General features: G+C 71.5%; 13 protein-coding genes. 11 read left to right on the top strand and 2 right to left on the bottom strand.

Annotated elements, in window-relative coordinates; all coding sequences use genetic code 11:
• Window positions 1–289 precede the first annotated feature (289 nt).
• On the bottom strand, window positions 290–856 hold the full coding sequence (locus AB0C99_RS00915; RefSeq protein WP_362467845.1) for a hypothetical protein: 567 nt from the start codon (window positions 854–856) through the stop codon (window positions 290–292).
• 472 nt (window positions 857–1,328) lie between these two features.
• On the opposite strand from AB0C99_RS00915, the gene AB0C99_RS00910 reads away from it, so the two are divergent.
• Entirely contained in the window at window positions 1,329–2,687 is a 1,359-nt protein-coding gene (locus AB0C99_RS00910; RefSeq protein ID WP_362467843.1) for a tetratricopeptide repeat protein, read from the top strand.
• Here the strand turns inward: AB0C99_RS00910 and AB0C99_RS00905 are convergent.
• Window positions 2,657–3,190 carry an NUDIX hydrolase gene (locus AB0C99_RS00905; RefSeq protein WP_362467841.1) on the bottom strand — a complete coding sequence of 178 codons (534 nt, stop codon included), beginning with the start codon at window positions 3,188–3,190 and terminating at the stop codon, window positions 2,657–2,659. The two genes, AB0C99_RS00910 and AB0C99_RS00905, sit on opposite strands and share 31 nt — an antisense overlap.
• 211 nt (window positions 3,191–3,401) lie before the next feature.
• Between AB0C99_RS00905 and AB0C99_RS00900 the strand changes: the two genes are divergently transcribed.
• The 10 genes from AB0C99_RS00900 (at window position 3,402) to AB0C99_RS00855 (ending at window position 13,852) form a co-directional block, all read left to right on the top strand.
• Window positions 3,402–4,193 (top strand): hypothetical protein, encoded by a 792-nt coding sequence (locus AB0C99_RS00900; RefSeq protein ID WP_362467839.1) that lies wholly within the window; start codon window positions 3,402–3,404, stop codon window positions 4,191–4,193.
• Between the two features lie 723 nt (window positions 4,194–4,916).
• On the top strand, window positions 4,917–5,228 hold the full coding sequence (locus AB0C99_RS00895) for a hypothetical protein (protein ID WP_362467837.1): 312 nt from the start codon (window positions 4,917–4,919) through the stop codon (window positions 5,226–5,228).
• A 187-nt stretch (window positions 5,229–5,415) separates the two neighbouring features.
• Window positions 5,416–6,588, top strand: coding sequence for an acyl-CoA dehydrogenase family protein (locus tag AB0C99_RS00890; protein ID WP_362467835.1), 1,173 nt, complete (start codon window positions 5,416–5,418; stop codon window positions 6,586–6,588).
• The gene (locus AB0C99_RS00885; RefSeq protein WP_362467833.1) at window positions 6,585–7,580 is read left to right on the top strand and encodes a bifunctional MaoC family dehydratase N-terminal/OB-fold nucleic acid binding domain-containing protein; all 996 of its coding nucleotides are present in this window, start codon (window positions 6,585–6,587) and stop codon (window positions 7,578–7,580) included. The genes AB0C99_RS00890 and AB0C99_RS00885 overlap by 4 nt, the downstream gene beginning before the upstream one ends.
• A gap of 1 nt (window position 7,581) precedes the next feature.
• The gene (locus tag AB0C99_RS00880) at window positions 7,582–8,646 is read left to right on the top strand and encodes an acyl-CoA dehydrogenase family protein (protein WP_362467831.1); all 1,065 of its coding nucleotides are present in this window, start codon (window positions 7,582–7,584) and stop codon (window positions 8,644–8,646) included.
• Entirely contained in the window at window positions 8,643–9,074 is a 432-nt protein-coding gene (locus AB0C99_RS00875; protein ID WP_362467829.1) for a MaoC family dehydratase, read from the top strand. The genes AB0C99_RS00880 and AB0C99_RS00875 overlap by 4 nt, the downstream gene beginning before the upstream one ends.
• On the top strand, window positions 9,071–10,237 hold the full coding sequence (locus AB0C99_RS00870) for a lipid-transfer protein (RefSeq protein WP_362467827.1): 1,167 nt from the start codon (window positions 9,071–9,073) through the stop codon (window positions 10,235–10,237). Before AB0C99_RS00875 ends, AB0C99_RS00870 begins: the two co-directional genes overlap by 4 nt.
• 196 nt (window positions 10,238–10,433) lie before the next feature.
• Window positions 10,434–11,267 (top strand): DUF1906 domain-containing protein, encoded by an 834-nt coding sequence (locus tag AB0C99_RS00865; RefSeq protein WP_362467825.1) that lies wholly within the window; start codon window positions 10,434–10,436, stop codon window positions 11,265–11,267.
• 188 nt (window positions 11,268–11,455) lie between these two features.
• A complete protein-coding gene (locus tag AB0C99_RS00860; protein ID WP_362467824.1) occupies window positions 11,456–12,037 on the top strand; it encodes a SigE family RNA polymerase sigma factor in 582 nt (193 codons plus the stop codon).
• A gap of 165 nt (window positions 12,038–12,202) precedes the next feature.
• The gene (locus AB0C99_RS00855) at window positions 12,203–13,852 is read left to right on the top strand and encodes a long-chain fatty acid--CoA ligase (protein ID WP_362467822.1); all 1,650 of its coding nucleotides are present in this window, start codon (window positions 12,203–12,205) and stop codon (window positions 13,850–13,852) included.
• The last annotated feature ends 196 nt before the right edge of the window (window positions 13,853–14,048 follow it).

Here is a 14,048-nt window from a genome sequence, read left to right as displayed (position 1 = left end):
TCTCCAGCTAGTGCCGATCGCCTTGCCTCGCGAGAATCTCTCGACATCTTTCTGAATTTTTCGCGTTGCTCCTCGGTGAGGTCACGAGGCTGATGGAACGGCGATGTGGTCTTGATCCTGCTCGGGACGACCTGTTCCCCCGCCGCTTCGGGTACGTCGGAGGGGGCGAAGAGTCCTGGGCGCTGAACGGGGTAGTCGGGCATGGCTGAATCCTACGAGAACTGTGGACGTTTGTCAGCTGCGTAGATCGTTCCGTCCCCTGAGCTGCAGGTACTCGGCGTCGCTCTGTCTACGTTGTGGACGCTGAGGTGACCCCTTTACACCCCGTACCGGCGTTCAATGCTCGTTCGATTTGTTGGTTTGCGTGCGCCTGCATGCGGTGGATGGCCTTGGCATAGAAGCGGAACAGCACCGCGATGCTGTGGCCGGCGCGGCGCGCGACCTCAGCAGGCGAGACTCCAGACTCCAGCCAGAGGGAAACGCACGCAGCGCGAAGGCCGTATGGGACTTCGGCCAACGGGGTCTTGGCCTCTCGCGGGGTGAGGACGGCCCGTCGAGCAGCCTTCCAGGAGGTGCCATATTCCTTGCTCAGGAGGCCGCCGCCACGGGCCGCGCGGAAGAGTCGGCCGTCCTCTGCCGTGCCGAACTCCGCGATGTGGTCGCGGATCAGACGGACCAGGACGGGCGGGATCGGTACCTCGCGGGTGGCCTTTCGGGCACGCTTCTTCAGGCCGCGGGAGTCGAAGGACTCCCCCGAGTCGGTCCAGCCGGAGCCCACGCGCGGGGAGCTGGATGACAGGACGACTTGGCCCCAGCCTTCCTCGGGCAGAGTGAAGTCCGACTCGCGGAGCCCCACGGCTTCGCCGGGACGGGTGGCCGCGTAATAGAGGCACCCAAAGAACGGCCACTACGCCGCCCCTCGCGTGATGGCCGCCGGCCGAAGGGCGCGGGCCGAGGAAGACGGACCGCCGCAGCGGGGGCACGCGCACGGGGGATAGCGGCCGGGGTCGGAGAGGATGTCGAACGGATCCCCCTCCGAGACCTGCGTGCTCGGCGACCACGTCCGGCCCGAGTCCCGCGATACCCGCATGCTCATCAGGACGCGGGGTTCGATGCCCAGGTCAGGGAGATCCCCGAGGGCCTTTCGCTCTGTGTCAGGAGTACCCGCCGAATCACTCAAGGCGGTCGTCCTCGGTCGCTTCGCCATGTGCAGAAGGATCGCGATCAGAGCGCAGGGCCAGAAAGGCCCAGCGGATTACCCAACTTGGGTAACATCACGTTCGGTTGAGACCTTGAAGCGATCCGTAGCCTCCTCCGGAGCGTGACCGATGCCCGAGTCAGGACGCACGAAGGAACTCCCGCCCAGCCTGCTCACCGATCCCGAGATGATCGACGCCTGCCGGGTACGCGACTTCACGAGGATCTTTCGGCTGGTCAAGGTCAGGGCAGGCATCTACCCGTCCATGATCGCCCGGCAGTGCGAGCTGACACCGAGTCGAGTGGGCGAGGTGATCGCAGGCCGGAGGCAGCTCCTGCACATGGACGTGATCGAGCGGATCGCGGACGGGCTACGGGTCCCCGGCCACATGCTCGGTCTGGCCCGACGCGCGTGGGAGACACCGGCCGCCCTCGTCGTCGCGCAGCGGGATCAACCCGAGGCCGTCGACGTGTCGGCTGGGCCGAAGCTTCTCACCGGGTTACCCGGCGTAGAGGTGGACAGCATCCTGGCCCTGGCCGCCGGAACCAATCCGAGCCCATCCACGCTCCGAGCTTTGCGTTCCTCGATCGAGGACTACTGGCGTCGCGACGACGAGCACGGCGGCGAGACCCTTCGTCCGGCAGTCGTGGGCCAGCTCCGCTATGTCGAGGGGCTGTTGAAGGACCGCCGGCCGACGCCGATACAGAACGGCCTGTACGGCATCGCGGCGGAGCTGGCGCGTCTGACCGGATGGACGTACTTTGACGCCCGCCAGTACCAGCAGGCCCGTGCGTACTTCTCGGAAGCCCTGCAACTGGCCAAGGAGATCGACGACCGCCCGTTCATGGCCAACGTGCTGGCCTGCATGAGCCTGCAAGCGACCTACCAGGACAAGCCCGCCGACGCTTTGGCCCTGGTATCCGCAGCGCAGGACCAGGCCCGCACCGAGACTGGCACGACAGCAAGGGTGCGGGCCATGCTCGCGATGCGGGAAGCGTTCGCCCACGCCACCTTGGGGGACCGGAAGTCCACGCACGCCGCGATCGCCGAGGCCCACGGGCAGTTCGAACGGATCCAGCCCTACGATCCGGATCCGGCATGGGTGAGCTACTTCGACGAGCCGAAGCTCATCGTGGACACAGGCATCGCCCACGGCCGTCTCGGGGAAGTGGCGATCGCCGAACCGCTCATCGCGGACGCACTGACACGGGAAGACCCGTCGAACCAGCGAGGCCGGGCGTTCCACGCGTTCTGGCTGGCCCGTACGCAGCTCCAGCGGGGCAAGCTCGACCAGGCGTGCCACACGGCGATCGAAGCGCTGGTGCCCGCCGCAGCAGTCTCCTCCGAGCGGGTGACCGGGCACCTTCGCGAGTTCTACGAGCAGCTGGCGCCCTATCGCGAGGTGCCGGCCGCGGTTGCCTTCGAGGCCCGGCTGCGAGCGGTGCTTCCCCCGCCGGGTCAGCGGATGCCTTCGTCCATCAGCACGTAGAGCAGGCCGACGAGCGCGCCGCTGCTGACGATCTCGCGGCGGTCGATCATGCCCCGGATGTTCGCCAGCGGGATCCACTCGATCCGGTCCGATTCGTTCTTCTCGGTCGGCGGACCGTCGTACGTGGCGCCATCGGCGCGGAACAGGTGGTGCTGGGAGTCGGTGATGCCGTTCGCCGGTTCGGCGTAGATCAGCGGCTTCATCGGGCCCGGACGCCAGCCGGTCTCTTCGAGGACTTCACGGGCGGCAGCCTCGCCGGGGGTCTCGTCGGCTTCGACCAGGCCCATGGGCAGTTCCCAGGCCCATGCGTCCGTGATGAAGCGGTGGCGCCACATCATCAGGACCTCTTGGCGGTCGTTGATGACGGCGGCGACGGCCAGGTGGCGGAGCTTGACGACGTGGTGTTCCCAGCGGTGCCCGTCCGGCGTCTCCACGTCGGTGAGCCACAGGTTCACCCACTTGTTCTCGTAGATCGGACGTTCCCCGTGGATCTTCCACTGCATCGATGCAGCCCCTCTCGATCGGCCTCCAGCATCGCAGAGCAGGGGCTAACTAGGGCCAACTAAGGCTAGGTTCAGCCAGGATTCACGTCATGCTGACGAGAATCTCAGTCGTTGAGGGGAGCCTCGATTGTCAGTCAGGAACAACTGGTCGCAGGGCCCAAGGCGTGCGAGATGATATTGCTCGCCAAGACGGATCCGTCAGGGGGTGGCAATGGAGCCGCAAGCGGTCATCAGTATCGAGGACGCCGAGAGGGCGTTGGCGCAGGCGCCAGAGAAGCCGGGGAACATAACGAAGCTGAAGCTCAGGCCGCTGGGAAACCGTCCCTACAAATGTCCCGAGGTCGTCCCTGCTTGGTGGAGGCTGCGCAGCACGCATAGCAGTGTTTCGGGCTTGTTCGACACACTGCACCTAGTCCGACGTGAGCGGTCGCGTCAGAACAATGCGGAGACTAGGGGGCGCCTCCACTCTGATGCGCAGGATCTGCTGCGTGCCGCCATCGTGTTCACCTCGGCTGGTGTCGACGCCTCAGTGCAGGCCCTCATTGAGCACGCGGTCCCTGTGTTGATCACTCGACTGGGTACGCCGCGGGACAAGTACGAGACGTTCGTCGAGGAGCAGGCGAGAGCGCCGAAGGTGGAAGACTGCTTCCTCGCAGCACTGAAGTCACAGGATCCGCGCCCGGAACTGCTCAGCCTCTATGTAAAGAGCAAGACGAAGGCCAGCTTCCAGGGCAGCAGTGATCTTCGGACTCGTGCCGCATCCCCGCTCGGGATCACGAACCAACAGATCCCAAAGGGGCGCTTCACCTCGCTGGATGTCTTCTTTACGGCGAGGAATGATGTGGCGCATCGACTGGATATGGACAACGTCACCAAGGCGGATGCCGCACCTCGCAGGAAGGTTCGTACGCAGGACGAGGTCCGCTCTATGTGCGACGATGCGCTTCTTCTCGTTCGCGACCTCGTCAAAGAGACTGCGGTGAACCTGGCCGCCTGTCGCTGAGCCGCAGGTCCACCGCCGGGGCCAGTCAGTGGACCAGGTGTGGACCGCCGTCGGCGATGAAGGGTCCCGAGGGCGGGGAACGAGCAGGTCAGGCACAACAGAGACGCTTCCCGCAGCACTCTCTTGAAAACCGTCGTGGCGCGAGTCACCGTGGGTTCAAATCCCACACCCACCGCGGCGGATCGGCGTACGCGCCGTCCCCAAGGGGCGCTTCTCCTGGAGAAGCGCCCCTTGCGCGTGTAAGGGCCGCCCCGGGGAGCGACCGTCCCCGTGAGGCCCGCCGCCTCGGCCGGTCGTGCCGTCTCCGTCGGAGTGCGCGGCTGTCCGTAGACGTGCTCGGTCAGGCGCTCGCCGTCGTGCAGGACGTGCTCCGGCGCGCAGGGGCGGCTCGTCCGGCAGCTCTTTCGGGCCGAAGAACGGTTTGGCCGGAAAGGTGCTGAAACGCTTCCTCCCTTGGGGGAGGTGGGGTGTTCTCGGGGGGTAGGGGCGTTCTCGGGGTGGGCTGGGGCTTTGGTGGGGGCGCGGGGGTTTATCGGCTTGTCCTCACGCTTGAGAGGGAATCAGGCGCTAGGGGGTGGTTCGACGGGGATTCGGTGGGCAACTCTGATCTCGCGACGTCGAGCAGGAAACGACCGAGGCGGACGGCCAACCGCCTTGGTATGAGCAGCAGTTCGCACCATTCTTCGCAGCATTCAGAGAGCTTCAGTTCCCGGAGGAACAGACATGGCAAGCATCCGTACCGCCCGCGTCATCGCCGCTGTCGCCGCCCTGCCCCTGGCCGCCGCCCTCTTCACCGGCGTGGCCCAGGCCGACAACGGAGGATTCGCGGACAACGGATCGAACACCAGCGTCGCCACCATCATCGGCAGTGGCGTGGGCGGCAACAACCACGGCAACTCGACCACAACGCAGCAGGTGGCGACCGGTTCCGGTGCCTCCAACCAGAACAACACCGCGAGTGTGAACGGCTCGGCCTTCACCCACATCGACCAGTCCAACGTGAACACGGTGGTCAACTTCCATCCGTGGTGGTAGCCGGCCCGACGGGGGGAACGGCCTCGGGGTGAACGACGGCTTCAACGGCGGCCCGTACGGCGGTGCTTCGGCACCGGCGTGCGGGCCGTCCGGCGTTCCCGGGCCTCGGTGCCTTGACAGGGCGACCGAATCTGACGGACAGTCAGAAATCTTACGTGACAGTCCTGTCCCGACGAGAGGCGTCGCCGTGCACCTCGCCCCGACCGAACGGCAACTGCGGCTGCGCGCCGAGCTCCGCGCGTACTTCCGCGACGTGATGCCCGACGGCCCCCCGCCCCCCGCCGACTCCGCCGCCCAGCGGCGGCTGCTCCGCCGCATCGGCGACGACGGCATGCTGGGACTCGGCTGGCCCGAGGAGTACGGCGGCCAGGGCCGCGGCGCCGACGAGCAGTTCGTCTTCTTCGACGAGGCGTACCGCGCCGGCGCCCCCGTCTCCATGGTCACCCTCAACACCGTCGGTCCGACCCTCATGAAGTACGGCACCGACGAGCAGAAGGCGTACTTCCTCCCCCGCATCCTGCGCGGCGAGACCGTCTTCGCCATCGGCTACAGCGAGCCCGAGGCCGGCACCGACCTCGCCTCGCTCCGCACCCGGGCCGTCCGCGACGGCGACTCCTGGCTGATCGACGGGCAGAAGGTCTTCACCTCCAACGCCCAGAACGCCGACTGGATCTGGCTCGCCTGCCGCACCGACCCCGACCCCGCCACCCCCCGGCACCGGGGCATCTCCATCGTCCTCGTCCCCACCGACGCCCCCGGCTTCTCCTGGACCCCCATCGAGACCGTCGGCGGCCTCACCACCACCGCCACCTACTACGACTCCATCCGCGTCCCGGCCGGCCACCTCGTCGGCCCCGAGCACGGCGGCTGGGGCCTCATCACCAACCAGCTCAACCACGAGCGGGTCGCCCTCGCCGCCATCGGGATGCAGGCCGAGGACTTCTTCGCGGCGGCCCTCGACCACGCCCGCACCCCCGACCCCGTCACCGGCGCCCGCCGCCTCGACGCGCCCTGGGTCCGCATCCGCGCCGCCGAGGCCCACGCCCGGCTCGCCGCGACCCGGCTCCTCAACTGGCGGCTCGTCGGCGAGGTCGGAGCGGGCCGGCTGGCCCCCGGGGACGCCAGCGGCGTGAAGTTCGCCGGCACCGAGTCGGCCGTCGAGGTCTACCGGATGTGCCAGGAGATCACCGGCGGCGCCGCCCTCGTCCGGGCCGGCTCGCCCGGCGCGTTCGACGGCGGCGAACTGGAGCGGATGAACCGGGCCGCCCAGATCAACACCTTCGGGGGAGGCGTGAGCGAGGTGCAGCGCGAGATCGTCGCCACCATGCGGCTCGGCATGAAGACGAGGGGGCGGCGATGAGCGACGGCGACCGGCCCTCCGGAGCGGGCGCCCCCGGGCGCGAGTCGCGGCCCGACCCCCTCCGCGACCCCTTCTTCCTCCGGCTCCAGGCGTACGAAGGGCTCCCCGCCGCCGTCGGAGGCTCCGGCAAGGACCCCGTCAACGCGCCCATGATCCGGCACTGGTGCGAGGCCATGGGCGACACGGACCCCGCCTACCGGGGGCCCGACGCGGTCGCCCCGCCCACCATGCTCCAAGCCTGGACGATGGGCGGGCTCTCCGGCCACACGGACCGTTCCGGCGCCTACGACGAGCTCTCCGGGCTCCTCGACGAGGCCGGCTACACCTCCGTCGTCGCCACCGACTGCGAGCAGGAGTACCTGCGCCCGCTGCGCCCCGGCGACGCGATCACCTTCGACGCCGTCATCGAGTCCGTCTCGCCCCGCAAGACCACCAAGCTCGGCACCGGCCACTTCGTCACGACCCGGATGGATGTCAAAGCCGGCGGCGAACTCGCCGGCACCCATCGCTTCCGCATCCTGAAGTACACCCCCGCCGCCCGCCCCGAGAAGCCCCAGCAGCCCCAGCAGCCCCAGCAGCCCGCCGAGCGGCCCCGCCGCCCCCGCCCCGTCGTCAACCGCGACAACGCCGGCTTCTGGGCGGGTGTCGCCGAGCACCGGCTGCTCATCCAGCGCTGCGCCGCCTGCGCGACCCTCCGCTTCCCCTGGCTGCCCGGCTGCAACACCTGCGGCTCCCGGGAGTGGGACACCGTCGAGGCGAGCGGCGAGGGCACCGTCTACTCGTACGTCGTCATGCACCACCCGCCCTTCCCGGCCTTCGACCCCCCGTACGCGGTCGGGCTCGTCGAACTCGCCGAGGGCGTACGGATGATCAGCAACGTCGTCGGGGTCCCCTACGACAAGGTGCGGATCGGGATGCCGGTCCGGCTGGAGTTCCTGGCGGTGGACGAGGAGCTCGAACTCCCCGTCTTCCGCGCGGGAGGCGAGGACTGACATGGACTTCACACCCACCGAGGAGCAGCAGGCCGCGCGGGACCTCGCCGCGCGGATCTTCGGCGACCTCGCCACCCCCGACCGGCTCGCCGCCGCGGGCACCGGCACGGACGCCGAGCTGTGGAAGGCCCTGTGCGCCGCCGGCCTCCCCGAGGCCGTCGAGGAGACCGGACTGCTCGGCCTGGTCCTGCTCGCCGAGGAGCAGGGCCGCACGACCGCCCAGGTCCCCTTCACCGCGAGCTGCGTCTATGGACTGCATGCCGTCTCCCGGCACGGCACCGACGCACAGCGCGCCCGGCTGCTGCCCGGCCTGCGCGCCGGTACGACGGTGGTGACCGGGGCGTTCCCCGCGCCCGCCGGGGCCGGGGCCGTACGGGCGGACGGCGAGGGGCGGCTGACCGGCACCCTGGACCGGGTCCCCTGGCTGCGGGACGCCACCCACGTCCTCGTACCGGACGCGGACCGGACGCTGTGGCTGGTGCGGACGGCGGACGCCGGGCACCCCGCCGAAGCCGTCGAGCTCACCGCCCCCTGGTCCGCGGGCCGCCTCCGCCTCGACGGCGCCCCCGCCGAACGCCTCGGCGCGCCGACGGGGACCCCCGCCGCCCCCGGCCCGTACGCCGACGTCCTCGCCGCCGCCCGGATCGCCTTCGCCGGGCTCCAGGCCGGTGTCTGCGCCGGTTCGCTGGCCCGCGCGGTCGCCCACACCTCGGAGCGCGAGCAGTTCGGCCGCCCGCTCTCCACCCACCAGGCGGTCCAGCTCCGCGCCGCCGACGCCTACATGGACACCGAGTCCATCCGGGTCACCGCCTACGAGGCAGCCTGGCGCCACGACGAGGGGCTGCCCGCCGCCGAGCACGCCCTCACCGCCGCCTGGTGGGCCGCCGAGGCGGGCAAGCGGGTCGTGCACGCGGGCCAGCACCTGCACGGCGGGCTCGGCGCCGACCTCGACCACCCCGTGCACCGGCACTTCCTCTGGGGCCGCCAGCTCGACGCGTACCTCGGCTGCGGCACCGAACTCCTCGCCGAACTCGGCGACCTGCTCGCGAAGGGAGCCGACGCGTGAGCGCGCCCGTACGCCCCGGCGACGAGCTCGCCCCGCTCGTCGTCCCCGTCACCCGCACCCTGATCGTCGCCGGGGCCGTCGCCTCTCGCGACTACCAGGACGTGCACCACGACGCCGAACTCGCCCGCGCGAAGGGCTCCCCGGACATCTTCATGAACATCCTGACCACCAACGGCCTGGTCGGCCGCTACATCACCGACCGCCTCGGCCCCGGCGCCGAGCTCCGCAAGGTCGCCATCCGGCTCGGCGCGCCCAACTACCCCGGGGACACCATGACCCTCACCGGCACGGTCACCGAGGTCGCCGGGGACACCGCCGTCGTCCGGGTCGTGGGCGCCAACCGCCTCGGCCACCACGTCACCGGCACCGTGACCGTACGGCTGCCCGGCGCCCGGTCTGAGGCGCGCGGAGAGGAGCGGGACCGATGAGCGTCCGCCACCGCGACTCCCTCGGCGGCCGGGCCGCCATCGCCGGGATCGGGGCCACCGAGTTCTCCAAGGACTCGGGCCGCAGCGAACTCACCCTCGCCGTCGAGGCCGTGCACGCGGCCCTCGACGACGCCGGGCTCGCCCCCGCCGACGTCGACGGCATGGTCACCTTCACCATGGACACCAACCCCGAGATCACCGTCGCCCAGGCGGCCGGCATCGGCGAACTGTCCTTCTTCTCCCGCGTCCACTACGGCGGCGGCGCCGCCTGCGCCACCGTCCAGCAGGCCGCCCTCGCCGTCGCCACCGGCGTCGCCGAGGTCGTCGTCTGCTACCGCGCCTTCAACGAGCGCTCCGGCCGCCGCTTCGGCTCCGGGGTGCAGCGGCGGGAGCCCTCCGCCGAGGGCGCGGCCCTCGGCTGGCAGCTCCCCTACGGGCTGCTCACCCCCGCCTCCTGGGTGGCGATGGCCGCCCAGCGCTATCTGTACGCGTACGGGCTGACGCCCGAGGTCTTCGGCCACGTCGCCGTCACCGACCGGCGGCACGCGGCCCGCAACCCCGCCGCCTACTTCTACGGCAAGCCGATCACCCTGGAGGACCACGCGGCCTCCCGCTGGATCGCCGAGCCGCTGCGGCTGCTCGACTGCTGCCAGGAGACCGACGGCGGCCAGGCCCTCGTCGTCACCACGGCCGAGCGCGCCCGCGACCTCGCCCGCCCGCCCGCCGTGGTGCTGGCCGCGGCCCAGGGCGCCGGACGCAACCAGGAGGCCATGACCAGCTTCTACCGGGACGGCCTGACCGGGCTGCCGGAGATGGGCGTGGTCGCCCGGCAGCTGTGGCGGAGCTCGGGGCTGGCGCCCGACGACATCGACGTGGGCATCCTCTACGACCACTTCACCCCCTTCGTGCTGATGCAGCTGGAGGAGTTCGGCTTCTGCGGGCCGGGCGAGGCGGCGGACTTCGTCGCGGCGGACGCGCTGCCGCTGAACACCCACGGCGGGCAGCTCGGCGAGGCGTACCTGCACGGCATGAACGGCATCGCCGAGGCCGTCCGGCAGCTCCGCGGGACCTCCGTGAACCAGGTGCCCGGCGCGGCCCGGACCCTGGTGACGGCGGGCACCGGGGTTCCCACGTCCGGGTTGATCCTGGGCACGGACGGCTGAGGCCGGGGCCCCAGCGGTGGCCGCGCGGGGCGCGGCGGCCTTCACTCGCGCCATGGACGCCATGGACGCCGCAGCGAACGCCCCGTCAGCCCCACCGGTCCCGAAGGCCCCGGAGGCCCCGTCAGCCCCGGAGGCGGTGCCTCCACCCGGGCACCCGCCCCGGACCCGTAGCCCCCGCCCCCGGGGCGCGTGCGTCGTGTCGGTCCTCGCGGTCCTCGCGGCCCTCGCCACCGCCCTCCTCGCCGCCCCCGCCCACGCGACGGCCCCCGCCCCGGGAGCCCCGGCCGCCGCCCCCGCCGCCGCCCCCTCCCCCCGCTACTTCACCGGCCGCGCCTTCGACACCTGTGAGGCCCCGTCCGTCGACGTCATGCGGGCCTGGCGCGACTCCCCCTACGGGGCCGTCGGGGTCTACTTCGGGGGCCGCGGGCGCGGCTGCCCGGAGCAGCGGCAGCTCAGCGCCGGCTGGGTGGCCTCCGTGCACGCGCTGGGCTGGCGGCTGCTCCCGCTGTTCGTCGGCTCGCAGGCGCCCTGCGTGCTCGCGGAGGCCAAGCGCCGCTACGCGATCGGCCGCACCCCCTGGACCCAGGGCACCGAGGAGGCGCGCGACGCGGTCCGGGCGGCGCGGGCCCTCGGCTTCGAGCCGGCCACCCCGCTCTACCTGGACATGGAGGCGTACCGGCTCGGCGACGCCCGCTGCGCCGCCACGACCGTGCGGTTCGTCCGGGGATGGAGCCGGGAGGTGCGGCGGCTCGGCTACCTGCCCGGCTTCTACAGCAGCGCCGAGACGGGTGTGCGGCACCTGGAGCGGGAGCGGCGGGCGGGCACGCGGGACCTGCCCTCGGCGGTGTGGTTCGCGCGCTGGCGGGGCGCGCCCTCGCTGGACGCGGAGCCGGTGCTGGCCCCGGCGGCGTGGCAGCCGCGCGGCCGGATCCACCAGTACGCGGGGAACGTCGCGGAGTCGTACGGGGGCCGGCGGCTGCTGATCGACCGGAGCGCGGTGGACGCCCCGGTGGCCCGGGTGCGCCCCTGACGGCCCCTGACGGCCCCTGACGGCGCGGGTCCCCGCCCCCGGGCGTCCCCGGGCCGACCCTGAGCCGGTCGTACGGGTGCTCCACCTGAAGGAGGTCCGGCGGGCCCTACCCCTACAACCTGAGGGGGAGTGCGGTTCGGGACCTGGGGCCGATCCCGGGGGCGGTGGGGCGCTCATAGCGTGGAGCCATGACTCCGCCACCTTCTGGCCCCGTCTGTGCCGGCGCCTCGCAGTACGCGACCCACCCGTCGCTCGCGGCGCGCCCGACCTCCGCGACGTACCCGTCGTTCACCTCCTACGTGCGGGCCCGCGGGCCCGTCCTGCTGCGCACCGCGCGCTCGCTGACGGCCAATCCGTGCGACGCCGAGGACCTGCTCCAGACGGCGCTCGCCAAGACCTACGTCGCCTGGGAGCGGATAGAGGACCACCGCGCCCTGGACGGCTACGTCCGCCGCGCGCTGCTGAACACCCGTACGTCCCAGTGGCGCAAGCGCAAGGTCGACGAGTTCGCCTGCGACGAGCTGCCGGAGCCCGCCGGGCTGCCGGAACCGGACCCGGCCGAGCGGCAGGTGCTGCACGACGCCATGTGGCGCGCGGTGATGAAGCTCCCCGACCGGCAGCGGGCGATGGTCGTCCTGCGGTACTACGAGGACCTGAGCGAGGCGCAGACCGCCGAGGTGCTCGGGGTCTCCGTCGGCACGGTCAAGAGCGCGGTCTCGCGGGCGCTCGGCAAGCTCCGCGAGGACCCGGAGCTGTCGCCCGTACGCTGACGTCCGCCGCCGATCGCCGCCGACGGCGGTGGTCACCCTCGGTCACGCCAGTGATCGCTGGCGAATTCGTCGGGCCGACTGGCTCCCGGGTAGTGACATACCACGTGGTACGTGCGCAGAATCGGCACATCCTTACTGCCGCGTAGCGCCCTCGGGAGGACGCCCGTGCTCAGCACCATGCAGGACGTACCGCTGACCGTGACCCGCATCCTGAACCACGGGATGACCATTCACGGGAAGTCCACCATCACCACGTGGACGGGGGCCGAGCCGCAGCGCCGGACCTTCGCCGAGGCCGGCGCGCGGGCCGCGCAGCTGGCCAACGCCCTGCGCGACGAACTCGGCGTCACCGGCGACGAGCGCGTGGCGACCCTGATGTGGAACAACGCCGAGCACGTCGAGGCGTACTTCGCGATCCCCGCCATGGGGGCCGTCATCCACACCCTCAACCTGCGCCTGCCCCCCGAGCAGCTGGCCTGGATCGTCAACCACGCCGCCGACCGCGTGGTCCTCGTCAATGGCTCCCTCCTCCCGCTCCTCGCGCCGCTCCTGCCCCACCTGCCGACCGTCGAGCACGTCGTCGTCGCCGGCCCCGGCGACCTCTCCCTCCTCGACGGCGCGGCGCCCCGCGTGCACGCGTACGAGGAGCTGATCGCCGGCCGCCCCACCACGTACGCCTGGCCCGAGCTGGACGAGCGGGCGGCGGCGGCCATGTGCTACACCTCCGGCACCACCGGCGACCCCAAGGGCGTCGTCTACTCCCACCGCTCGATCTACCTGCACTCCATGCAGGTCAACATGGCCGAGTCGATGGGCCTCACCGACAAGGACACCACCCTGGTCGTGGTGCCGCAGTTCCACGTGCTGGCCTGGGGGCTGCCGCACGCCACCTTCATGACCGGCATCAACATGCTCATGCCGGATCGTTTCCTCCAGCCGGCCCCGCTCGCCGACATGATCGAGTCCGAGAAGCCGACCCACGCCGCCGCCGTCCCCACCATCTGGCAGGGCCTGCTCGCCGAGGTCACCGCCCGCCCCCGCGACCTGACCTCGATGGCCCAGGTCACCATCGGCGGCTCCGCCTGTCCGCCCGCCCTCATGGAGGCGTACGACCGCCTCGGCGTCCGGCTCTGCCACGCCTGGGGCATGACCGAGACCTCCCCGCTCGGCACCATGGCCCACCCGCCGGCCGGCCTCACCCCCGAGGAGGAGTGGCCGTACCGCGTCACCCAGGGCCGCTTCCCCACCGGCGTCGAGGCCCGCCTGATCGGCCCCGCCGGCGAGGTCCTGCCCTGGGACGGCGCCTCCGCGGGCGAGCTGGAGGTCCGCGGCAACTGGATCGCGGGCTCCTACTACGGCGGCGCCGGGGGCGAGGAGCTGCGCCCCGAGGACAAGTTCAGCGCCGACGGCTGGCTCAAGACCGGCGACGTCGGCGTCATCAGCGCCGACGGCTTCCTCACCCTCACCGACCGCGCCAAGGACGTCATCAAGTCCGGCGGCGAGTGGATCTCCTCCGTCGAGCTGGAGAACGCCCTGATGGCCCACCCGGCCGTCGCCGAGGCCGCCGTCGTCGCCGTCCCGGACGAGAAGTGGGGCGAGCGGCCCCTGGCGACCGTCGTCCTCAAGGAGGGCGAGAGCGCGGACTACGAGGAGCTGCGCGCCTTCCTCGCCGACGAGGCCGGCATCGCGAAGTGGCAGCTCCCCGAGCGCTGGGCGATCGTGCCCGGCGTCCCGAAGACGAGCGTCGGGAAGTTCGACAAGAAGGTGATCCGCAAGCAGTACGCGGACGGCGAGCTGGACGTCACCCAGCTCTGACCGCCCCGGTCGCGCCCGGTCGGCACCGACCGGGCGCGCACCGCGCCTGGGGCCTGTCTGACAATTCCCGTCGGGTCCGGCCCGCCCGGCCCGCGCGCTCGCCGCACGGCCGAAACGCCCAAGTAGCCCCGCTACGAGGGCGCCCCGGCCGCACGCCGATCGCACGCACCGGACGACCCGGCCTGATCCGACGCGA

Origin of the sequence: Streptomyces sp. NPDC048659, from assembly GCF_040650575.1 — a bacterium.
Classification (GTDB): domain Bacteria; phylum Actinomycetota; class Actinomycetes; order Streptomycetales; family Streptomycetaceae; genus Streptomyces.
The sequence above is the reverse complement of the archived record's forward strand: the minus strand, read 5'-3'. Positions and strand labels throughout refer to the sequence as shown.

Bases quoted from the DNA above. Each gene is read 5' to 3' on its own strand.
- AB0C99_RS00910 (WP_362467843.1), top strand. From the start codon at position 1,329: ATGCCCGAGTCAGGACGCACGAAGGAACTCCCGCCCAGCCTGCTCACC.
- AB0C99_RS00905 (WP_362467841.1), bottom strand. From the start codon at position 3,190: ATGCAGTGGAAGATCCACGGGGAACGTCCGATCTACGAGAACAAGTGG.
- AB0C99_RS00900 (WP_362467839.1), top strand. From the start codon at position 3,402: ATGGAGCCGCAAGCGGTCATCAGTATCGAGGACGCCGAGAGGGCGTTG.
- AB0C99_RS00895 (WP_362467837.1), top strand. From the start codon at position 4,917: ATGGCAAGCATCCGTACCGCCCGCGTCATCGCCGCTGTCGCCGCCCTG.
- AB0C99_RS00885 (WP_362467833.1), top strand. From the start codon at position 6,585: ATGAGCGACGGCGACCGGCCCTCCGGAGCGGGCGCCCCCGGGCGCGAG.
- AB0C99_RS00880 (WP_362467831.1), top strand. From the start codon at position 7,582: ATGGACTTCACACCCACCGAGGAGCAGCAGGCCGCGCGGGACCTCGCC.
- AB0C99_RS00870 (WP_362467827.1), top strand. From the start codon at position 9,071: ATGAGCGTCCGCCACCGCGACTCCCTCGGCGGCCGGGCCGCCATCGCC.
- AB0C99_RS00860 (WP_362467824.1), top strand. From the start codon at position 11,456: ATGACTCCGCCACCTTCTGGCCCCGTCTGTGCCGGCGCCTCGCAGTAC.